Origin of the sequence: Inquilinus limosus (genome assembly GCF_051487185.1) — a bacterium.
Taxonomy (GTDB): Bacteria; Pseudomonadota; Alphaproteobacteria; order DSM-16000; family Inquilinaceae; genus Inquilinus; species Inquilinus limosus_F.
The window spans coordinates 212,622-234,098 of sequence record NZ_JAHVDK010000008.1 but is presented as its reverse complement, the minus strand read 5'-3'; the positions used below and the strand labels follow the sequence as shown (position 1 = coordinate 234,098).

Sequence of the window (21,477 nt, the reverse complement as noted above, 5' to 3'; positions counted from 1 at the left end):
GCCGAGCTGACCGAGCGGCTGGAACGGCCGGAGGTGGTGGAGCTGGTGGAAGCCAGCCGGGCGGAGGTCGCGGTGGCGGCGCTGTGCCGGCGCTGGGGCTATCCGGTGCAGGCGGAGCGCTGGCTGGAGATGGCCGACGAGGCGATGGAGGCGCTGGGCTTCCTGCCGCCGGACGACGATCCGCCTGCGGATCCGCCCGGCTCGGCCGGCGGCCGCAAGCCCAAGGCGCCGGACACCGGGTGACCCCGCCGGTACGTCGCACTCAGCCAATTCCGTCCACTTCCAGCATCCACGAACGCAGCCTTCCCTCCCTCGCCGGAGGGCGGAGGGGCCTGCGCGCGTCCGCGCGCCTATTTCACCACGAAGGTGCCGCGCAGGCCCTCGGCCTCGGTGCCCGGGGCGTGGAAGGTATAGGTGCCGGGGCGGATCGGCACGAAGGAGATGGTGGCCTTGCCCTCGTCGTCGAACTCGATCGAATCCAGGCCCAGCGGCCGCACCTCGATCTTGTTGATCACGACCTCGTTGATCCAGATGTTGCGGAAGAACTCCGGCGCCACGATCGCCATCTCGGCGGTGCCGTCGCTCTCGATCGTCCAGCGGTAGTACTTGCCGGCCTCCAGCTCGTAGGGCTTCTCCGGGAAGGGCTGGCCGGAGGAGAGCTTCAGCGGCTCCAGATTGGTGGCCCGGGTGGTCAGCCCGGCCTGGGCCGCGGCCGGGCCGGCCAGGCCCAGCGTCAGCAGCAGGGCGGCAGCCGCCGCGATCGTCGGTGTGCGCATCTCAGGCTCCCTCCCATATGCGGCGCCCGCGCGACGGGGCCCGCCCGTTCGGGTGAGTATGGCGGCCCGGCGACGCTAGGTCCGTTGTCCTTTGGTCCAAGCCGGTCCAAGCCGGGCGCGGCCGGTGTATGCTCGGCCGCAGTGGTCACGATCGGTGGGGGAGGCGGCATGCGGCGCAGCGGATCAGGGCGGGCCGGCTGAGATGGGGCGCAGCCTCGACCGCCTGGCCGCCTCGGTCGTCGACGGCATCCTCGACGACATCGCCGCCGGTCGGCTGAACCCGGGCGAACCCTTGGCGCCCGAGGCGGCGCTGGCCGAGCGCTTCGCCGTCTCCAAGCCGGTGGTGCGCGAGGCCATGGCGCGCTTGGCGGTGCAGGGCATCGTCGCCATCCGGCACGGGCGGCAGACCGTGGTGCAGCCGCTGTCGGGCGGCGCCATCGCCGACCTGTTCGGCACGCTGGCCCGCGCTTACGGCATCGCGGCGGGCGAGTTCTCCGCCCTGCGCCGGGCGCTCGAGATCGAGGCCGCGGGCCTGGCCGCCGCCCGGGCCAGCGCCGAGGAGGTGGCTGGGCTGATCGAGGCGGTGGATCTGATGGCGTCGGAGATCCGCACCATCGACCCCTGGGTCGAGGCCGATCTGCTGTTCCACCGCCGGCTCGCCGCGATCGGCGGCCGGCGCCTCCTGGCCCATGTTCTGGAGGCGCTCGAACCGTCGACGCGGGAGACCATGCGCAGCGCCAAGCTGAAGCGCGACCTGGCCACCACCCAGCGCGCCCTGCGCTGCCATATCGAGCTGGCCGAGGCGGTGCGCGCCCACGACCCGGACCGCGCCCGCGCCCTGATGGTCGCCCATTTCGACATCGTGGCGGATCTGGGCGAAGGGTAGAGACCACGAGCCGTTCCGCCGAAAGGCAGAACCGTCATGGCGAGCCCCGAAGGGGCGTGGCCATCCAGCGCACCGGCCCCTGGATGGCCACGCCGGCTTCGCCGGCTCGCCATGACGACTTTCAACGGTGTGAGGCCGCCGTCACCCACCCACCATCAGCCGCACCACCTCATCCGCATCGGTCTCCGCGGTCCGGCGCTCGCCGGCCTTGACCCCGCGGCGCAGCACCACAATGCGGTCGGCGACCGCGAAGATGTCGCCGAGATTGTGCGAGATGAAGATCACGCCCTTGCCCTGCGCCTTCAGCGACTGCACCAGCGCCAGCACCTTGCGCTGCTCCGGCACGCCCAGCGCCGCGGTCGGCTCGTCCATGATCAGGATGCGGGCGTTCCAGTAGATCGCCCGTCCGATCGCCACCGCCTGGCGCTGCCCGCCAGAGAAGGTGGAGACCGGCGCCTCCAGCCGCTCGACATGGAAGTCGAGGCGCGCCATGGTCGCCCGCGCCGCCTCGGCCATGTGCCTGCGGTCCAGCACCGGCAGCAGGCCGAACAGCCGCCGCTTCGGCTCGCGCCCCAGGAAGATGTTGGCGCCGATCGACAGGTTATCGGCCAGCGCCAGGTCCTGATAGATCGTCTCGATGCCGCGGTCGCGGGCGTCGTGCGGCGTGGCGAAGGCCACCGGCTCGCCGGCCAGGCGGATCTCGCCCTCGTCGTGGCGGTGGACGCCGGAGATCGCCTTGATCAGGGTCGACTTGCCGGCGCCGTTGTCGCCGGCCAGCGCCACCACCTCGCCTTCATGCAGGTCGAGCGACACCGCGTTCAGCGCCTGGACCCCGCCGAAGCGCTTGGACAGGTTGCGGACGGACAGCAGCGGCTCGGTCATGAGCGGTTCAGTCATCTTGCCGCCCCCGTGCCAGCCGGCGCTGGCTCTGATCCACCAGCACCGAGATGATGATGACGACGCCGACCGCGACGAACTGCCAGAACGGCTCGACGTCGATGAAGACGAGGCCGTACTGTATCACGGCGATGACCAGCGCCCCGGCGATGGTGCCGCCGATCGTGCCCGACCCGCCGAACAGGCTGGCGCCGCCGATCACCACGGCGGCGATGGAATCGAGCAGCAGCGGCTCCCCCGCCTGCGCCGCGCCGGCGGCGAAGCGGGCGGCGTAGAGCGATCCGGCCAGACCTGCGCAGACCGCCGACAGCAGGTAGAGGCGGATGGCGTGGCGGCGCACGTCGATCCCGGCCCGCAGCGCCGCGTTGCGGCTGGCGCCGATGGCATAGGTGTGCTGGCCGAAGCGGGTCTGGGACAAGAGGTAGTGCATCGCCAGCGCAGCGATGACGGTGATCAGGACGACGGTCGGGATGCCGGCGATGCGGCCGTTGCCGATGGTGGCGAACCAGGCGTTCGCCACCGGCACGGTCGTGCCGCCGGCGATCAGGAAGGCGGTGCCGCGGGCGACGCCGTACATGCCGAGCGTGCCGATGAAGGGCGGCACCTTGAGATGCGCGATCAGCCAGCCATTGACCAGGCCGGGGATGAAGGCGACCGCGACGCCGGCGGCCAAGCCCAGCAGCATCGCCGGCACAGGCCCGAGGCCGATCACCGGCCCGAGATTGGCGGCATGGGCCGCGACCACCGAGGCCAGGCCCATGGTGAAGCCAACCGACAGGTCGATCCCGGCCGAGATGATGACGAAGGTCTGGCCCATCGCCAGCAGCAGCGGCGCCACCGCGAAGATGCCGATCGACTGCAGGTTGTACGGGTTCAGGATGAAGGTCGTGTCGTAGACGATCCGGGCCCAGGCCTCGAAGAAGACGATGAGGATCAGCAGGAACAGCCACGCCCGCAGCTCCGCGACCCGGAGGAGGAGCGCGCGGCCGCCGCTGGTGGCGGGAGAAGGGATCGAGGAGATCGACGACATGGGCGCACCGGCTCCGGAGTCATTCAACGGTCTGAACCATTGACCCGTCATGGCGAGCCCCGAAGGGGCGTGGCCATCCAGCGGCGCTGACCTCTGGATGGCCACGGCCCCCCGGATCAAGTCCAAGGGGCGCGCCTCGCCATGACGGTTTCACAAAACGGACAGGTCGCTCTTCCCGCATCACCCGGTGTAGAGGAACTTCGCGACCTTCGGGTCGTCGATATTGGCCTTGTCCATCACGGTGAAGCCGGTGCCGATCTCGGCCGGCACCGATTGGTCGGTCAGATGGGCGAAGGCGCAGATCACGCCGAAATAGCCGATCTCGGCCGGGTGCTGGGCGATGGCGATGTCGACCGTGCCGTTCTTCAGGTCCTCGACGATCGACTGCGGCGCGTCGAAGGCCGCGATCTTGATCTCGCCGGCCTTGCCCGCCTGCTTGACGCCGTTGGCGGCGCCGATGGCGGAGAATAGGTTCGCGCCGAACACCCCGGCCAGGTCCGGGTTGCGGGCCAGCACCGCCTGCAGCTGCGACGCCGCCTTGTTGGCATCGTCGTCGTTGAACTGCGTCTCCAGCACCTCGATCCCGGAATGAGCCTTGATCTCGTCCTTGAACCCTTCCTCGCGCTGGTCGGTGGTGGAGATGCCGGGCTTGACGTTGGAGACGTAGACCTTGCCCTTGCCGCCGATCGACTTGGCCAGCGCCCGCGCCGCGATGCGGCCGCCCAGGATGTTGTCCGAGGCGATGTAGGACAGCGGGAAATCGGCGTTGCCCTCGCCCGTCTGGTAGACGCCGGTGCCGATGAAGGTGTCGACGGTGAAGACCGGGATGCCGGCATCGGCCGCCTTGCGCAGCGGCTCGATCAGCTGGGTCTTGTCGGTCGGCGCCACCAAGAGCGCGTCGGGCCTGCGCGCGATCACCGCGTCCAGCACCGGCACCTGCAGCACCGCGTTGAACTCCGGCGCGCCCTGGAACACCAGCTCGGCCCCGACCGCCTTGCAGGCGGCCTCGGCGCCGCGGCGCATGGTGATGTAGAAGGCGTCCGTCGTCAGGCCGGGGACGAGGGCGATCCTGAAGCTCTTGCCCTGGGCCGCGGCCGGGGTCACCGCCGCGGCGGTGCCGGCGAGCGCGGCCGACGAGCCCAGAAGGGACAGAAACAAGCGCCGTTCCATCGTTTCCTCCATCTGTTTGGTTGATTGTTCTTGGTCTTGGCGCCGGCCGTCCGGCGCGAGGGGTTCAGGCCGGGACCAGCTCGGCCTTGCGGTCGAAGCCGGCCAGGGCGCGGTTCAGCGGGGTCAGCGTGGCCTGCAGCCGTTCGAACACCGACCGATGCAGCGCATCGTAGCGCGCCGCGAGCTCCGGGTCCGGCTCCACCGTGTGGTGCCGCTGGTCGATGGCGGCGAGGGCGGCGTCGAGATCGGGCCAGAGGCCGGCGGCGACGCCGCCCAGCAGCGCGGCGCCCAGCGCCGTGGCCTCGGGCTCGTCCACCACCGTGACCGGGCGGCCATAGACATTGGCCTTGATCTCGAGGAACAGCGCGTTGCGCGAGCTGCCGCCGATCGCCCGGATCTCGGTCGGCGGGGTGATCCCCGGCAGCGCCATGGCGTCGACCATCAGCCGCGCCTGCATCGCCAGCCCCTCCAGCACCGCCCGGAACAGCGCGCCGCGGTCGGCATGGGCGGTCAGGCCGATGAAGGCGCCGCGGGCCGTGGTGTCCGGATCGGGCGGCGGGCTGTAGACCAGATGCGGCAGGAACACCACGCCCTGGCTGCCCGGCTCGACCGCCCGGGCCTCGGCGATCAGCGCCTCATGCGCCGCCTGGCCAGTCAGCGCCCGGAACCATTCGACCGCCCCGCCCGAGCTGTTGATGCCGCCGCCGAGATAGGAGAGGGGGCGGTGGGTCGCGATCGCGCCCTGGATGAAGCCGCGCCGCATCACCGCCGGGTCGAGCAGCGGGAAGGCCGTCGCCAGCAGCACCGCCTCGGCCGTGCCCAAGCTGTCCAGCAGCATGCCCGGCCGGGTGATCCCGGCGGCGTAGGAGCCGCAGAGGTGGTCGTGCCCGCCGGCAGCGACCACCGGCCGCCCGGCCAGGCCGGTCTCGGCCAGCACCTCCGGCCGCACCGGGCCGAGCGCGGCGCCGGCGGCCAGGATCGGCGGCGGCACGGTGGGGTCGATTCCGACCAGGCCCAGCAGCTCCTCAGACCAGCGGCGCTCATGGATGTCGAAATAGAGCGTGCGCGAGGCGTGGGTGGGCTCGGTCGCGGCAACGCCGGTCAGACGGAAGGCGATCCAGTCGGCGATGTTCAGCACCCGCCGGGCGCGGGCCATCGCCTTCGGCCAGTGCTCGCGCATCCAGGCCAGCTTGCACAGGGTCAGGGTCGGGTCGATGGCGACGCCAGTGATCTGGAAGATGCGGTCCGGGCCGATCCGGTCGGCAAGCGCCCGTGCCGCCGCCTCGGTGCGCCGGTCGAACCAGACCAGCGACGGCGCCAGCGACCGGCCGGTCTCGTCGACCAGAACGCAGCTCTCGCCGACGCTGCCGACCGCGAGGCCGGCGACCGGCCCGCCGGCCAGCGACTGCGCCGCCTCGGCCAGGCAGTCCGTGACCGTGGCGAACAGGGCGTCGGGGTCGTATTCGCCGCGGCCGCCCGCCCGCATCTTGGCCGGGGTCGGCCGCGCCGCCTGCGCCGCCCGGCGGCCGCGCGCATCGAAGGCGATGGCGCGGACCGACCTTGTCCCGACATCGATGCCGATCAGAAAGGGCGGTTCGAAGCGCACCGACATTGCCGGGCCCCGCGCGTTGCTCTCAGCCGGCCAAGCCGCCGGCGGCCATCGCCTCGTCGACGCCCTGGCCGCGATGGATGATCGCCGCCAGCGCCCGCACCACCGCGGCCGGGTCCGGCGCCTGCCAGATGTTGCGGCCGAAGACGACGCCGCGCCCGCCGGCCTGGACCGAGCCGTGCACGACCTCCAGCGCCGCCCGCACCGTCTCCATCTTCACCCCGCCGGCGATCAGCACCGGGGCGGGGCAGGTGGAGGTCACCCGGCGGAAGCCCTCGACCGAGCCGGTGTAGTAGGTCTTGACGATGTCGGCGCCGAGCTCGAAGGCGATGCGCGAGGCCGAGGCCATCGCCCCGGGGTCGAGCGGGTCCGGGATGCGCTCGGCCGGGCAGGGCAGCGCCTCGACCATCACCGGCAGCCCGTCGGCGGCGCAGTCGCCGACCACCCGGGCGACGATGTCGTAGGTCCGCATCTCGACCGTGCCGCCCATGAAGCCCATGACGCAGACGCCGTCGACGCCGAGGCGGCGGGCATCCTCCACCGTGTGCAGCAGGCTCCACTCAGTGTAGCGCAGCCAGTCCTCGCGGTAGCTGCCGGGGCCGCCGTCGAGCCGCAGATAGACCGGCAGGCGGCCGAGCAGCTTGTCGCGATAGTGCTTGATCACGCCATAGGAGGTCATGATCGCGTCGGCGCCGGCCGCGATCACGCGGTCCAGCACGGCGCCGGGGTCCTCGAGCCCCGGCACCACGCCCAGCGTCCGGGCGTGGTCCATGGCGATGACGATGCCGCGATCACCGAAGGAAAGTCTGGCCATGGCCTGTGGCTCACCGGTTGGTTGCGGGAGGTACGGCTGGCGATGGGAATGCGCTGACGCTTCGCATGCTAGTTATCTGATATCTGTCGTCAACGAATGATTATTTCGCGCCTGCGATACCGCAGTGCGGCGCGTCGGTCGCGCTTTCTCACCGTCATTGCGAGGAGGCGAAGCCGACGAAGCAATCCATCGGCCCCCACGAGCTGCACTACGGATTGCTTCGCTACGCTCGCAATGACGAGTTGGGAATTCCGAAAAGGCCTCGCCTGCGGGGGCTCAGTCGATCCGACTTGAAAAAAACTTTACATATCGGGAGGTAGATGACAGAAGAATTTTCATCCGCCACCTGGCGGCTTTCCGTTCCTTTACTTCCTCGCTGCATGCCCCAGGACTCGCCGCAGACCCTGATGAACCGGCTGGCGCAGAGCGTCGACGCGCTCTCGCCGGCGCATCGGCGGCTGGCGGATTTCGTCCTGGCGCATCCGTTCCGCGCCGCCACCATGGGGATCGAGGAACTGGCGGGCGCGGCTTCGGTCTCGATCGCCACCGCCAACCGCTTCGCCCACCGCCTGGGCTTCGGCGGCTATCCCGAATTCCGGGCCGAGTTGCTGCAGCAGTTTCAGCGCGCGCTGGCGCCGGTCGAGAAGCTGCGGGCGACGCAGCAGGGCCCCGACTCGGCATCCGCCGTCCTGCGCGGGTCGCTCGACACCGTGTCGGCCAATCTCGGCCAGGCCGCCGGGCTGCTGACGGAGGACGGATGCGCCCGCGCCGTCGAGCTGGTGCTGGCGGCGCGCCGGGTGGTGCCGCTCGGTCTCGGCATCAGCGCCGTCATCGCGCGGTTCCTGGCCGAGCTGCTGCTGCCCTATTGCCCGGCGGTCGAGGTGCTGGACGGCAGCGGCGGGACCGAGCGCATGGTCCGCCAGCTCCTCCGCTTCGGCGAGGGCGACCTGCTGATCCCGATCTCGGTGCCGCGCTATTCCCGCGCCACCATCGATCTGCTGCGCCAGGCCAAGGCGCGCGGCCTGCGCGTCCTGTCGCTGACCGACGGGCCGGCCTCGCCGCTGGTGCCCGACAGCGACGCCGCCCTGTTCGGCCCGGCCGAGCACGACGTGCTGCACGGCTCCTCGATCGCGGTGATGGCGGTGGCCGAGGCGCTGGCGGGCGCGATCGCCCGGCGCCGCGGCACCGTCGCCGGCGCGGCCGAGTTGATCGAAGAGATCAGGCCATACCTCCTCGTCGAGGACGCCCCGGCTGTCGTCCGGCGTCCCCGCCCCCTTGCCCCGGAACGCCGACGATGACGCTCGCCTATTGGAACGGAACCTATTCGCCGCTGGAGGAGGTGCGGGTCTCGCCGCTCGACCGCGGCTTTCTCTTCGCCGACGGCATCTACGAGGTGGTGGCGGTCTATGACGGCCGGATCTTCGCGCTCGACGCCCATCTCGACCGGCTGGCGCGCAGCCTGGATGCGGTGCGGATCGACCCCGGGCTCGACCGCGTCGCCCTCGCCGCGGTGTTCCAGCGCCTGGCAGAGACCGCGCCGCGCCCGGCCGCGACCATCTACATGCAGGTCACCCGCGGCGCCCCTGCCCAGCGCAGCCACGCGTTCCCCGCTTCGGCCCAGGCCAGCATCCTCGCCTTCGCCGGCCCGCTGAAGCGCCTCGGCCGCGCCCAGCAGGAGGACGGCTTCGCTCTGGTCTCGGCGCCCGACATCCGTTGGCTGCGCTGCGACATCAAGTCGATCGCCCTCCTGCCCTCCGTCCTCGCCGCCCAGCAGGCGGCCGAGGCCGGGGTGCTGGAGACGGTGATGATCCGCGATGGCCTCGTCAGCGAATGCGCCGCCAGCAACGTCCTCCTGGTCCGGGACGGGCGGGTGGCGACGCCGGTCGCCGACCACCGCATCCTCGACGGCATCAATCGTCGCATCGTGATCCGCCTTGCCGCCGAGCTCGGCATCGCGGTCGAACAGCGCGACGTGGCGGAGGCCGAGCTGCGCGCCGCCGACGAGATCTGGATCACCAGCACCACCAAGGAGCTGGCGCCGATCGTGCGCCTCGACGGCGCCGCAATCGGCTCCGGCCGCCCCGGGCCGGTGTGGCGGCAGGTGCGGGAGGCCTTCGACCGCCTGGTCGGAGAACCGGCATGACCACAGCGGCGCCGCTGATCGAGGTCGACGGGCTGACGGTCCAGTTCCGGACCGAGGACGGCCCCGTCACCGCGGTCGAGGATCTCAGCTTCGCCATCGCGCCGGGCGAGACGGTGGCGGTGGTCGGCGAATCGGGCTCCGGCAAGTCGGTCACCTCGCTCAGCCTGATCCGGCTGGTCGACTACGGCGGCGGCCGGATTGTGCGCGGCGCCGTGCGCTTCCGCGGCCGCGACGGGCAGGTGCGCGACCTGGCGCAGGCTCCGGCCGAGGCGCTGCGGTCGCTGCGCGGCGACGAGATCGCCATGATCTTCCAGGAGCCGATGACGTCGCTGAACCCGGTCTTCACCATCGGCGACCAGATCGCCGAGGCGGTGATGCTGCACCAGGGCAAGGACGCCAAGGCGGCGCGGGCCGAGGCGCTGCGCATGCTGGAGCGGGTGCGGATCCCGGAGGCGAGGCGGATGCTCGACCGCCATCCTCACCAGCTGTCCGGCGGCATGCGCCAGCGGGTGATGATCGCCATGGCGCTGTCCTGCCGGCCGAGCCTCTTGATCGCGGACGAGCCGACCACGGCGCTCGACGTCACCATCCAGGCCCAGATCCTGCGGCTGATCCGCCAGCTGCAGCGCGAGATGGGCATGGCCGTGATGTTCATCACCCACGACATGGGCGTGGTGGCGGAGGTCGCCGACCGCGTCGTGGTCATGTACCAGGGCCGCAAGGTGGAGGAGGGGCCGACCGAGCGCATCTTCGCCTCGCCCCAGCACCCCTACACCCAGGCGCTGCTGTCGGCGGTGCCGAAGCTCGGCAGCCTGCAGGGGCAGCCGCTGCCGGCGCGCTTCCCGCTGGTCCGCGTCGACGGTTCGCAGGAGCCGCCGCCGGCGCCGCAGGACACGGTGCGGGTGGGCTCGGCCCCGCTGCTGGAGGTCGACCGGCTCTCGACCCGCTTCGACGTGCGCCGCGGCGTGTTCGGCCGGCTGGCCGCCCGGGTGCATGCGGTGGAGCAGGTCAGCTTCGCCCTGCAGCCCGGCGAGACCCTGGCGCTGGTCGGCGAGAGCGGCTGCGGCAAGTCCACCACCGGCCGCACCATCATGCAGCTGCTGGAGCCCTCGGCCGGCTCGATCCGCTTCGAGGGCCGTACCATGGCCGAGATGAAGGCGGAGGAGCGCCGCCGGCTGCGGCAGAAGATCCAGTACGTCTTCCAGGACCCCTTCGCCTCGCTCAACCCGCGGCTGACGGTGGGATTCTCGATTGCCGAGCCGCTGCTGACCCATGGCCTCGCGAAGGGCAAAGCGGTGGAGCAGCGCGTGGCCGACCTGCTGACCCAGGTCGGGCTGCGGCCCGAGCATGCCAAGCGCTACCCGCACGAGTTCAGCGGCGGCCAGCGCCAGCGCATCTGCATCGCCCGCGCCCTGGCGTCGGAGCCGAAGCTGATCATCGCCGACGAGGCGGTGGCGGCGCTCGACGTCTCGATCCAGGCCCAGGTGGTGAATCTGCTGATGGAGCTGCAGGCGCGGCACGGCCTGTCCTATCTCTTCATCTCGCACGACATGGCGGTGGTGGAGCGGGTCAGCCACCGCGTCGCGGTGATGTATCTCGGCCAGATCGTCGAGATCGGGCCGCGCCAGGCCGTGTTCGAGAACCCGCAGCATCCCTATACCCGCCGGCTGATGACGGCGGTGCCGGTGGCCGACCCCGCCCGGCGCAACCGCGACACCAGCCTGATCGAGGGCGAGATCCCGAGCCCGATCCGGGCCCTGGGCGACGAGCCGCTGGTGCGGCCGCTCGAACCCGTCGGGCCCGGCCATTTCGTGGCCCGGCACCCGGTCGGCGACTTCGGCTGACCGGCTTTCCGCAACCATGACCGATCCGAAACACAGGGAGAGAGAACCGATGAGACGCTGGAAACACCTCTTGATCGGCTGCGCCTTGGCCGCGCTGATGGCGCTGCCCGGGGCGGCGATGGCCAAGCCGCTGGTCGTGGCCATCGACCAGAACCTGACGGGGCTGGACCCGTCCAACATCAACGAGACGGCGTCGCAGGCGGCGACGCGGCTGTTCTATCAGGGCCTCTACGGCTTCGATCAGAACATGCAGCTCGTGCCGCTGCTGGCCGAGAGCTACGAGGTCAGCGACGACGCCAAGGTCTACACCTTCCACCTGCGCAAGGGCGTCAAGTTCCACGACGGCACCGACTTCAACGCCCAGGCGGTGAAGATCAGCCTCGAGCGCCTGGCCAATCCCGACAACAAGCTGAAGCGCCAGTCGCTGGTGTCGATGCTGGACCATGTCGAGGTGGTCGACGACGCCACCGCCAAGGTGGTGCTGAAGGAGCCGTTCGGCGCCCTGGTCAACAACCTGGCGCATGCCGGGGCGATGATCATCAGCCCGGCGGCGCTGGAGAAATACGGCAAGGACATCGGCCGCAACCCGGTCGGCACCGGGCCGTTCAAGTTCAAGTCCTGGTCGGCCGACACGCTGGAGGCGGTGAAGAACGACGCCTACTGGAAGGAAGGCCAACCCAAGGTCGACGGCGTCACCATCCGCAGCGTGCCGGAGAACGGCAGCCGCGTCGCCATGCTGCAGGCCGGCGAGGCCCAGTTCATCCACCCAGTGCCGCCGGAGATGATGAAGGTGCTGGAGCGCAACCCGAACGTCACCGTGGTCGACGGGCCGTCGATCGTGAACTGGTACGTGGCGCTGAACACTCATAAAAAGCCGTTCGACGATGTCCGCGTCCGCCAGGCGCTGAACTACGCGGTCGACCGCAACGCCTTTTGCAAGGTGGTGCTGAGCGGCTATTGCGACCCGGCGGATTCGCCGATGCCGCCGAAGCTGAAATTCTACGCCAAGCAGGGCGTCTGGCCCTATGATCCGGAGAAGGCCAAGCAGCTCCTGGCCGAGGCCGGCTATGCCGACGGCTTCGAGACCGTGCTGTGGTCCGGCAACAACACCACGGCCATCCGGGCGACCCAGTTCCTGCAGCAGCAGCTGGCCCAGATCGGGGTCAAGGCCCAGGTCACGCCGCTCGAATCCGGCGTCCTCTCCGACAAGGTCTGGGGCGTGCAGAAGCCCGAGGACGCGACGGTGCAGATGTATTACGGCGGCTGGTCGTCCTCGACCGGCGACGCCGACTGGGCGCTGCGGCCGCTGCTGTGGGGCAAGGGTTTCCCGCCGAAGCTGTTCAACGTCGCCTACTACTCCAACCCGGAGGTGGATGCGGCGCTGGAGGCGGCGGTCGCCACCGCCGATGAGGGCAAGCGCGCCGAGGCCTATGCCAAGGCGCAGTCCCTGATCTGGCAGGACGCGCCCTGGATCTCGCTCGGCGTCGACCATGTGCTGAGCGCCCGGAGCAAGGACCTGTCCGGCGTCTACGTCCTGCCCGACCGCGCCTACATCGTCGAGGACGCGTCGTTCCAGTAGGACCGGTCCCTCTCTCGATCGTCATCCCGTGCGCGGCGCAGCGCGCAGCGGTGCGCCGCAGACACGGGATCTCTCCGGCAAGAGATCCCCGCTTTCGCGGGGATGACGATCAGAGAGAGGAGATGGATTGAGCGCCTGACAGCGCGCTTTCGGAGCCCCCATGCTGCAATATCTGATCCGGCGTCTCATCGGCATTGTCCCGGTGATGCTGGTCATCTCCCTCCTGGTCTTCGGCTTCGTCCACATGCTGCCGGGCGACCCGGCGCGGCTGGTGGCCGGGCCGGACGCGACGGCGGAGGACATCGCGCTCGTGCGCTCCGATCTCGGCCTCGACCGGCCGCTGCCCGAGCAGTACCTGACCTTCCTCGGCAATGTCGTGCAGGCCGATTTCGGCACCTCGCTGAAGACCCGCCGGCCCGTGGTCGATGAGATCGGCGAGCGGCTGATGCCGACGGTCTGGTTGACCGTGGTCAGCATGGCCTGGGCGGTGGCGGTCGGCCTTCTGATCGGCGTCGTCTCCGCGGTCAAGCGCGGCCGCTGGCAGGATTACGGCGGCATGGTGCTGGCCGTCTCCGGCATCTCCTTCCCCTCCTTCTGGCTCGGCCTCCTCTTGATCGGCGTGTTCTCGGTGGATCTCGGCTGGCTGCCGACCGGCGGCTACGGCACCTGGCAGCATTTCGTCATGCCCGCGGTCACGCTCGGCCTCGGCGTCGCAGCAGTGATGGCGCGCTTCACCCGCTCCGCCTTCATCGAGATCTCGCGCGAGGACTATGTCCGCACCGCCCGGGCGAAGGGTGTTTTCGAGCGCGCGGTGGTCTGGAAGCACACGCTGCGCAACGCGCTGATCCCGATCATCACCATGGTCGGGCTGCAGTTCGGCTTCCTGCTCGGCGGCTCGATCGTGGTCGAGACCGTGTTCACCTGGCCCGGCCTCGGCCGCCTCCTGGTCGACAGCGTCTCCTACCGCGACTACCCGGTGATCCAGGCCGAGATCCTGCTGTTCTCGATCGAATTCATCCTGATCAACCTCGCCGTCGACGTGCTCTACGCGCTCGCCAATCCGGAGATCCGCTACCGATGAGCGCCGTCATCTCCCCCGCGACTCCGGCCCGCGCCGAGACGGTGCGCTCGCCCTACCGCGAATTCTGGCGCCGCTTCCGCCGGCAGAAGGTCGGCGTTATCGCCGGCCTGTTCCTGGTCGCGCTGGTGGTCGTGGCCATCCTGGCGCCCTGGATCGCACCCTACGACCTGGCCCAGCCGGATTACGAGCGGGTGCTGGAAGGTCCGTCCTGGGCCCATCTCGCCGGCACCGACGCCTATGGCCGCGACATCCTCAGCCGCATCGTCTTCGGCGCCCGCATCTCGCTCGCCGTCGGCTTCCTGTCGGTGACGCTGGGCGGCGTCGCCGGCATCCTGCTCGGCCTCGTCAGCGGCTTCTACGGCGGCTGGATCGACGGGCTGGTGATGCGGCTCTGCGACGTGCTGCTGGCCTTCCCCGGCATCATCCTGGCGATCGGCGTCATCGCCGTGCTCGGCCCCGGCATCGACAACGTGATCTACGCCGTCGCCGTGTTCAGCGTGCCGGTCTTCGCCCGGCTGGTGCGCGGCAGCACGCTGGCGATCAAGCAGACGGTCTATGTCGACGCGGCCAGGGCGATCGGCGTCCGCCATCGCCTGCTGATGCTGCGGCACATCCTGCCGGGCACGCTGCCCAGCGTGATCGTCTATTTCTCGATGCGCATCGGCACCTCGATCCTGACGGCGGCCAGCCTCAGCTTCATCGGCCTCGGCGCCCAGCCGCCCAGCCCGGAATGGGGGGCGATGCTGGCCGACGGGCGCAGCTATCTCGGTGTCGCCGACCACATCACCCTCTTCCCCGGCATCGCGATCTTCGTCACCGTGCTGGCCTTCAACCTGCTCGGCGACGGGCTGCGCGACGCGCTGGACCCGAAGCTGAAAACCTAGGGAGGCATCGGTGGCGGCCCGTCTCGCCCGCGATTTCGGCCTGGTCTGCGGCACGCTGCCGACCGGGCCGCTGAACGCCATCACCGACGTGCCAGGGGTGACGGTCGGCCATCTGACGCTGCATGCGGGCGACGTGCTGACCGGCGTCACCGCTGTGCTGCCGCATGGCGGCAACCTGTTCCGGACCAAGGCCCGCGCCGCGGTCGAGGTGTTCAACGGCTTCGGCAAGAGCACCGGCCTGGTGCAGGTGGCGGAGCTGGGGACGGTCGAGACGCCGATCCTGTTGACCAACACCTTCGCCGTCGGCACCTGCGCCACGGCGCTGATCCGCGCCGCCATCGCGACCAACCTCGACATCGGGCGCGAGACCGGCACCGTCAATCCGGTGGTGCTGGAATGCAATGACGGCTACCTGTCCGACATCCAGGCCCTGGCGGTGACCGAGACGGATGCGCTGGAGGCGATCGCCGCGGCGACGGACGGTAAGGTCGGGCAGGGCTCCGTCGGCGCCGGCACGGGGATGAGCTGCTTCGGCTTCAAGGGCGGCATCGGCAGCGCCTCGCGCCGGGTCAAGTTCGACCGCACGCATTTCCATCTCGGCGTGCTGGTGCTGGCCAATTTCGGCCGTGCCGGCGACCTGGTGCTGCCCGACGGCCGCCGGCCGGCGCCGGCCGCGGAGCCGGTGCCGGAGCGCGGCTCGGTGATCGTGATCCTGGCCACCGACGTGCCGCTGGAGCATCGCCAGCTGCACCGCGTCACCAGGCGCTGCGGCGCCGGGCTGGCGCGGCTCGGCGCCTATTGGGGGCACGGCAGCGGCGACATCGCGCTCGGCCTCTCCACCGCCGACCCGGTGGAGCACGACCAGAAGCGCGACCTGGTCCAGATCCGGGCGCTGAACGAGGCGCGGATCGACCGGCTGTTCCAGGCCGCGGCCGAGGCGACGCAGGAGGCGGTGCTGAACGCGCTCTGCGCCGCCGGATCCGCGGTCGGCCGCGCCGGGCATCGCCGGCCCTCGCTCGCGGACTGGCTGGAGGCGGAGGAGCAGAAGTGAGGATCTACATCTCGTCTGACATCGAGGGCGTGGCCGGCGTGGTCTCGCCGCAGCAGGGCCAGCCGGGCAACGGCGAGTACGAGCGCGCCCGCCGGCTGATGACCGAGGAGGTCAACGCCGCGATCGAAGGCGCGCTGGAGGGCGGCGCCACCGAGATCCTGGTCAACGACGCGCACGGGCCGATGACCAATCTGCTGCCGGAGCTGCTGCACCCGGCGGCGGAGTTGATCCAGGGCAAGCCCAAGCCGCTCAACATGTTCGCCGGGCTCGATTCCGGCCATGCCGGGGTGTTCTGCCTCGGCTACCACGCCCGCGCGTCGGAGCAGGGCGTGCTGGCCCACACCACCAACGGCTTCGCCTTCCGCGCCGTACGGCTGAACGGCAAGCCGCTGGGCGAGGCCGGTATCTACGGCGCCTATGCCGGCAGCCTCGGCGTGCCGGTGGCGATGGTCTCCGGCGATGACCGCTGCGTCGCCGAGCTGCGGCAGCATTTCCCGCAGGCCGAGTTCGTCCAGGTGAAGCAGGCGCTGGGCAACCGCGCCGCCCGCTCGCTGCCGCTGTCCGCCGCTCGTACGGAGCTGCGACAGGCCGCGGCGCGCGCCGTCCGCCGCGCCGCGTCGATCCCGCCCTTCCGCATCGACGGCCCCTATGTGCTGGAGCTGGAGATGGGCGGCCCGGCCCTGGCCGACCTTGCCGCCACCCTGCCGCCGGCCGAGCGCCGCGACGGCGTCACCGTGGCCCTGCCGGCCGCCAGCGTCGCCGACGCGATCCGCTGGATGAACGCCGTTTCCGCGATGACCGCTTTCCTGCGCTGAATCCCTGAGGCTTCCATGACCCATTCATCCCGCGCCGTCCTGGCGATCCATGGTGGCGCCGGCACCATCCGCCGCGAGTCGCTGACGCCGGAGCGGGAGGAGGCCTATCACCAAGGGCTGCGCACCGCCCTCCGCGCCGGCCATCTCGTTCTGGCGGCGGGCGGTTCGGCGCTCGACGCCGTCACCGCCGCGGTGATGGCGCTGGAGGAGGACCCGCTGTTCAACGCCGGCCGCGGCGCCGTCTTCACCAGCGCCGGCGAGACCGAGATGGACGCGGCGGTGATGGACGGGCGCGACCGCCGCGCCGGCGCCATCGCCGGCATCTGCGGCCCGCGCCACCCGGTGCTCGCCGCCCGCGCGGTGATGGAGCGGACCGAGCATGTCCTCCTGGCCGGGGAGGGGGCGCGCCGCTTCTGCCGCGAGGCCGGGCTGGAGCATATGGACCCGTCCTGGTTCCGCACCGAGCGGCGCTGGGCGGCGCTGCAGGAGGAGCTGGAGCGCCGCCGCCGGGCTCTGCCGGATGACGGCGACCCGGCGCGCAAGCACGGCACGGTCGGCGCCGTGGCCTGTGACGCCGCCGGCAACCTCGCCGCCGCCACCTCGACCGGTGGCATGACCGGCAAGGCGCCGGGCCGGGTCGGCGACAGCCCGGTGATCGGCGCCGGCACCTGGGCCGACAACGCCACCTGCGCCGTCTCCGCCACCGGCCATGGCGAGCTCTTCATCCGTTATGCCGCCGGCCACGAGATCGCCTCCCGCATGCGCTGGGCCGGCCAGGGGCTGGAGCAGGCGGCGGAGGAGGTGGTGCAAGCCGTCCTCGCTCCGGTCGGCGGCTCCGGCGGCCTGGTCGCGGTCGACGCTTGCGGCAATGTCGCGCTGCCCTTCAACTGCGAGGGCATGTATCGCGGCGTGGTCGGGGCCGACGGCATGCTGCGCACGGCGATCCACCGCGAGGCGTTCCGGGTCGAGGCGGTCTGAACGACAACCTTGAAGTTTGCACTCCTCGTCATCGCGAGGAGCGAAGCGACGCGGCGATCCAGCGGCACCGCCCTCTGGATGGCCACGCCCCTTCGGGGCTCGCCATGACGGATCAATATTCCGGACCGCTGGTATAGGGTCTCGCAGGTGCAGGCGAGCAGGGCTCGCCGCTGACGGGAGGGAAGAATGACGGTCGATACGGGCAAGGGGCTGGCGGCGCTGCGTGGGAAGATGCGTGAGGAGGGCGTCGATCTCGTCGCGCTCGGGCCCGGCTCGCACATGCAGTGGGTGGCCGGCTTCCATCCGCATGCCGACGAACGGCCCTGCCTGCTGCTGATCGGGCCGGAGCGCGAGGCGTTCCTGATGCCGGTGCTGAACGCCGAGGGCTCGCGCGAGCACACGGATATTGCCTTCCACACCTGGGACGATGCCGATGGGCCGGATGCCGCGCTGGCGGCCGCCCTCGCCGATGTCGGCGCGACCAATGCGGCCCATGTGGCGCTGGACGAGACGATGCGGGCCGATTTCGCCCTTCTGCTGCTGGGCGCTCTCCCCGGGGCGCGGCACAGCTTCACCGACAGCACGGTCGGCGCCCTGCGGATGCGCAAGGACGCCGCCGAATTCGCCAAGCTGAAGATGAATGCCGGCATCGCCGACCGCGCGATGCAGGCGGCCTTCGCCGCGGTCCGGCCGGGCATGACCGAGCTGGAGCTCGCGGCCGTGATCAAGGACCACTTCACCGCGGAAGGGGCGGATCCGGCCTTCTGGATCGTCGGCAGCGGCGGCAACGGCGCCTTCCCCCACCACCAGACCGGCTCCCGTCGGCTGGAGGAGGGCGACGCCGTGGTCGTCGACATCGGCGGCCGCAAGGACGGCTTCCCCAGCGACATCACCCGCATGGTCGCGGTCGGCCGCCCGCCGGAGGGCTACGGCCAGGTCCACACCATCGTCGAGAAGGCGGTGCAGGCGGCACTGCAGGCGGCAAGGCCGGGCGTCAAGGCGAAGGAGGTCGACGCCGCGGCCCGGCGCGTCATCGCCGATGCCGGCTACGGCGAGTACTTCGTCCACCGCACCGGCCACGGCCTGGGCATCGACGGCCACGAGCCGCCCTACATCACCGCGACATCGGAGACGGTGCTGGAGGAGGGGATGGTGTTCTCGATCGAGCCTGGCATCTACATCCCGGGCCGCTTCGGCATCCGGCTCGAGGAGATCGTGATCCTGCGCGAGGACGGGCCGGAGATCCTGTCATCGCTGCCGCGCGACCTGTGCGTGGCGCGGGTCTGAATGGTCGGGCGGCCTGTCAGCCGCCCACCCACTTCGAATCCGGCACCACCACCAGCTTGCCGACGAAGCCCTTGGCCATGAAGTCGGCCTGGGCGCGGCGGAAGTCGGACAGGCGGTAGACGCCGCCGACCAGCGGCTTCAGCTTGCCTTCCTCGATGTAGCGCACCAGCCGCCGGAAGGCGCCGCGGGTGCCCTGGGACGAGCCGTGCAGCTCCAGGTGCTTCAGATACATCGTCCGCAGGTCCAGCTGCACCACCGGCCCGGCGATGGCGCCGGCGGTGGTGTAGCGCCCCTCCGGCCGCAGGATGCGCAGCAGGTCGTTGAACATCGCCCCGCCGACCAGGTCGGCGACGACGTCGATCGGCCGGCCCTTGGTCGCCCGCTCCACCGCCGAGAACAGGTCGCCGGCATCTCGGGTGACCACGGCCTCGGCACCGATCGCCAGCACCGCCTCCTCCTTGCCGCGGCCGACCACGGCATAGGGGATGGCGCCGCGGGCGCGGCACAGCTGGACGATGCCGGAGCCGACGCCGCCCGAGGCGCCGGTGACCAGTACCCGCTCGCCCGCCGCCACCCGGGCGCGGTCCAGCATGTGCTCGCCGGTCAGGTAGGCGCAGCAGAAGGTGGCCAGCTCGACATCCGTCATCGGCGTGTTCACGCGATGCGCGTGGTCGGCCGGCAGCGCCATGTATTCGGCATAGCCGCCGTCGCGGCCATGGCCCATGTAGTCGATGTCGGCCAGGCTGTCGTCGTCGCGGTTGTAGATGCTGAAATCGACCATCACCCGCTCGCCGATCCGCGCCGCCGGCACGCCCGGGCCGACCGCGACGATGCGGCCGACCGTGTCGGTGCCCTGGATGCGCGGGAAGGTCAGGGTCGACCGGTCGCCGCGGCCGCGCCAGCTCGACACCGCGGTCGGGTCCGCCTCGGTGCCGTAGGCGCCTTCGCGCACCCAGACATCGGTGTTGTTCATGCCGCAGGCGGTGACCTCGATCAGCACCTCGCCTTCGGCCGGCTTCGGCACCGGCACGTCGTCGCGATAGACCAGCTTCTCGGGCCCGCCATGGCCGGTGAGGACCACGGCGCGCATGGTGGCGGGGATGGTTTCGGCAGTGGCCATGGTCGGGCTCCTTGGTAGGCGTCATTGCGAGCGCAGCGAAGCAATCCAGGGCCGCACGAGCGGGACGGTGGATTGCTTCGTCGGCTTCGCCTCCTCGCAATGACGGTGAGGGGAGGGCTACAGTTCTTTGGAAACGGATTCGACCGCGCCGACGACGGTCTTGACCACGATGTCGGCCTCCTCGCGCGTCAGGCACAGCGGCGGGGCGAAGCCCAGGATGTCGCCCTGCGGCAGGGCGCGGGAGATCACGCCGCGGGCCAGCGTGGCCGCGTAGATCCGCGGGCCGACCTTCAGCGCCGGGTCGAAGAACACCCGGTCGTCCTTGTCGGCCACGAACTCGACCGCCGCGGCCAGGCCCTCGCCGCGCACCTCGCCGACGATGCGGTGGCCGGCCAGGGCCTCGGTCAGCGCCTGCTTGAAATAGGCGCCGGTCTCCCGCGCGTTCTCGACCAGGCCCATTCTGTCGATCAGCTCGAGATTGGCGATCGCCGCGGCGGTGCACAGCGGATGCGAGGAATAGGTCCAGCCATGGCCGATGGCGCCGAGCGCGTCGGAGCCCTTCTCCAGCACCTTCCAGACCTTCTCCGACACGATCACGCCGGACAGCGGGGCATAGGCCGAGGTCAGGCCCTTGGCGATGGTGATCAGGTCCGGCTTGATGCCGTAGTGGTCGGAGCCGAACATCGATCCCAGCCGGCCGAAGCCGGTGATCACCTCATCGGCGATCAGCAGCACGTCATACTTGGCCAGCACGGCCTGGATCTTCTCCCAATAGCCGGCCGGCGGCGGCACCAGCCCGCCGGTGCCCAGGATCGGCTCGCCGATGAAGGCGGCCACCGTCTCCGGCCCCTCGGCCAGGATCAGCTCCTCCAGCTTGTCGGCGCAGTGCTGCGAGAACTGCTCCTCGCTCAGCGACCGGTCCTCGCGGCGGTAGTAGTACGGCGCCTCGGTGTGCAGCACCTGGGCCAGCGGCAGGTCGAAGGCCTTGTGGAACAGCTCGAGCCCGGTGAGGCTGCCGGTCATCAGGCCGGAGCCGTGATAGCCACGCCAGCGCGAGATGATCTTCTTCTTCTCCGGCCGGCCGAGCACGTTGTTGTAGTACCAGACCAGCTTGATGTTGGTCTCGTTGGCGTCGGAGCCGGAGAGGCCGAAGAACACCCGCGACATGCCGGCCGGCGCCCGGTCGATGATCATCTTGGCCAGGCGGATCGAAGGCTCGCTGCCGTGCCCGACATAGGCGTGGTAATAGGCCAGCTCATGCGCCTGCGCGGCGATCGCATCAGCGATCTCGCGCCGTCCGTAGCCGACATTGACGCAGTAGAGCCCAGCGAAGGCATCCAGGCTGCGCTTGCCGTCGCGGTCGGTGATGTAGACGCCTTCGCCGCCGGTGATGATCCGGTTCGGCGTCTCGCCCCTGGCATGGGCCGCCATATGGGTCGAGGGGTGGAAGAAATGGTCGCGATCCCAGGCGTCGAGTTCGTTGCCGCGAAGGGCCATTGGAAGTCTCCTTTTA

20 protein-coding genes are annotated in these 21,477 nt (G+C 70.7%); 12 read left to right on the top strand and 8 right to left on the bottom strand.

Features of this window, described 5'->3' with window-relative positions:
* A partial coding sequence (locus KXR53_RS11880) for a hypothetical protein (protein WP_437375352.1) occupies nucleotides 1-243 on the top strand: 243 nt, incomplete at its 5' end.
* A 107-nt stretch (nucleotides 244-350) separates the two neighbouring features.
* Here KXR53_RS11880 and KXR53_RS11875 read toward each other — a convergent pair.
* Nucleotides 351-776, bottom strand: coding sequence for a hypothetical protein (locus tag KXR53_RS11875; RefSeq protein WP_437375351.1), 426 nt, complete (start codon nucleotides 774-776; stop codon nucleotides 351-353).
* Between the two features lie 202 nt (nucleotides 777-978).
* On the opposite strand from KXR53_RS11875, the gene KXR53_RS11870 reads away from it, so the two are divergent.
* Complete coding sequence (locus KXR53_RS11870) at nucleotides 979-1,662, top strand: FadR/GntR family transcriptional regulator (RefSeq protein ID WP_437375350.1); 684 nt, start codon at nucleotides 979-981, stop codon at nucleotides 1,660-1,662.
* A gap of 141 nt (nucleotides 1,663-1,803) precedes the next feature.
* Here KXR53_RS11870 and KXR53_RS11865 read toward each other — a convergent pair whose 3' ends face one another.
* The 5 genes from KXR53_RS11865 to KXR53_RS11845 form a co-directional block, all read right to left on the bottom strand.
* Entirely contained in the window at nucleotides 1,804-2,559 is a 756-nt protein-coding gene (locus tag KXR53_RS11865) for an ATP-binding cassette domain-containing protein (RefSeq protein ID WP_437375349.1), read from the bottom strand.
* Complete coding sequence (locus tag KXR53_RS11860) at nucleotides 2,552-3,589, bottom strand: ABC transporter permease subunit (protein ID WP_437375348.1); 1,038 nt, start codon at nucleotides 3,587-3,589, stop codon at nucleotides 2,552-2,554. The genes KXR53_RS11865 and KXR53_RS11860 overlap by 8 nt, the downstream gene beginning before the upstream one ends.
* Before the next feature lie 180 nt (nucleotides 3,590-3,769).
* Nucleotides 3,770-4,759 (bottom strand): ABC transporter substrate-binding protein, encoded by a 990-nt coding sequence (locus KXR53_RS11855; protein ID WP_437375347.1) that lies wholly within the window; start codon nucleotides 4,757-4,759, stop codon nucleotides 3,770-3,772.
* Between the two features lie 64 nt (nucleotides 4,760-4,823).
* Nucleotides 4,824-6,371, bottom strand: a complete 1,548-nt coding sequence (locus KXR53_RS11850) for an FGGY-family carbohydrate kinase (protein ID WP_437375346.1) — start codon at nucleotides 6,369-6,371, stop codon at nucleotides 4,824-4,826.
* 22 nt (nucleotides 6,372-6,393) lie between these two features.
* Entirely contained in the window at nucleotides 6,394-7,182 is a 789-nt protein-coding gene (locus KXR53_RS11845) for a class I fructose-bisphosphate aldolase (RefSeq protein ID WP_437375345.1), read from the bottom strand.
* 407 nt (nucleotides 7,183-7,589) lie between these two features.
* Between KXR53_RS11845 and KXR53_RS11840 the strand changes: the two genes are divergently transcribed.
* The 10 genes from KXR53_RS11840 (at nucleotide 7,590) to KXR53_RS11795 (ending at nucleotide 18,844) form a co-directional block, all read left to right on the top strand.
* The gene (locus KXR53_RS11840) at nucleotides 7,590-8,480 is read left to right on the top strand and encodes a MurR/RpiR family transcriptional regulator (protein ID WP_437375344.1); all 891 of its coding nucleotides are present in this window, start codon (nucleotides 7,590-7,592) and stop codon (nucleotides 8,478-8,480) included.
* Nucleotides 8,477-9,325 (top strand): D-amino acid aminotransferase, encoded by an 849-nt coding sequence (locus KXR53_RS11835; protein ID WP_437375343.1) that lies wholly within the window; start codon nucleotides 8,477-8,479, stop codon nucleotides 9,323-9,325. The genes KXR53_RS11840 and KXR53_RS11835 overlap by 4 nt, the downstream gene beginning before the upstream one ends.
* Nucleotides 9,322-11,169 (top strand): ABC transporter ATP-binding protein, encoded by a 1,848-nt coding sequence (locus KXR53_RS11830; RefSeq protein ID WP_437375342.1) that lies wholly within the window; start codon nucleotides 9,322-9,324, stop codon nucleotides 11,167-11,169. Before KXR53_RS11835 ends, KXR53_RS11830 begins: the two co-directional genes overlap by 4 nt.
* Nucleotides 11,170-11,218: 49 nt before the next feature.
* A complete protein-coding gene (gene gsiB, locus KXR53_RS11825; protein WP_437375341.1) occupies nucleotides 11,219-12,748 on the top strand; it encodes a glutathione ABC transporter substrate-binding protein GsiB in 1,530 nt (509 codons plus the stop codon).
* A 160-nt stretch (nucleotides 12,749-12,908) separates the two neighbouring features.
* A complete protein-coding gene (gene gsiC / locus KXR53_RS11820; RefSeq protein WP_437375340.1) occupies nucleotides 12,909-13,829 on the top strand; it encodes a glutathione ABC transporter permease GsiC in 921 nt (306 codons plus the stop codon).
* A complete protein-coding gene (locus KXR53_RS11815; RefSeq protein ID WP_437375339.1) occupies nucleotides 13,826-14,713 on the top strand; it encodes an ABC transporter permease subunit in 888 nt (295 codons plus the stop codon). The genes gsiC and KXR53_RS11815 overlap by 4 nt, the downstream gene beginning before the upstream one ends.
* Before the next feature lie 10 nt (nucleotides 14,714-14,723).
* A complete protein-coding gene (locus KXR53_RS11810; protein WP_437375338.1) occupies nucleotides 14,724-15,764 on the top strand; it encodes a P1 family peptidase in 1,041 nt (346 codons plus the stop codon).
* Nucleotides 15,761-16,579: a M55 family metallopeptidase gene (locus KXR53_RS11805; protein WP_437375337.1), complete on the top strand. Its 819-nt coding sequence runs from the start codon at nucleotides 15,761-15,763 to the stop codon at nucleotides 16,577-16,579. Before KXR53_RS11810 ends, KXR53_RS11805 begins: the two co-directional genes overlap by 4 nt.
* Before the next feature lie 15 nt (nucleotides 16,580-16,594).
* On the top strand, nucleotides 16,595-17,557 hold the full coding sequence (locus KXR53_RS11800) for an isoaspartyl peptidase/L-asparaginase family protein (protein ID WP_437375336.1): 963 nt from the start codon (nucleotides 16,595-16,597) through the stop codon (nucleotides 17,555-17,557).
* A gap of 186 nt (nucleotides 17,558-17,743) precedes the next feature.
* Entirely contained in the window at nucleotides 17,744-18,844 is a 1,101-nt protein-coding gene (locus tag KXR53_RS11795) for a M24 family metallopeptidase (RefSeq protein WP_437375335.1), read from the top strand.
* A 16-nt stretch (nucleotides 18,845-18,860) separates the two neighbouring features.
* Here KXR53_RS11795 and KXR53_RS11790 read toward each other — a convergent pair whose 3' ends face one another.
* On the bottom strand, nucleotides 18,861-19,964 hold the full coding sequence (locus tag KXR53_RS11790; protein ID WP_437375334.1) for an alcohol dehydrogenase family protein: 1,104 nt from the start codon (nucleotides 19,962-19,964) through the stop codon (nucleotides 18,861-18,863).
* 117 nt (nucleotides 19,965-20,081) lie between these two features.
* Nucleotides 20,082-21,461: an aspartate aminotransferase family protein gene (locus KXR53_RS11785; RefSeq protein ID WP_437375333.1), complete on the bottom strand. Its 1,380-nt coding sequence runs from the start codon at nucleotides 21,459-21,461 to the stop codon at nucleotides 20,082-20,084.
* Between the last annotated feature and the right edge of the window lie 16 nt (nucleotides 21,462-21,477).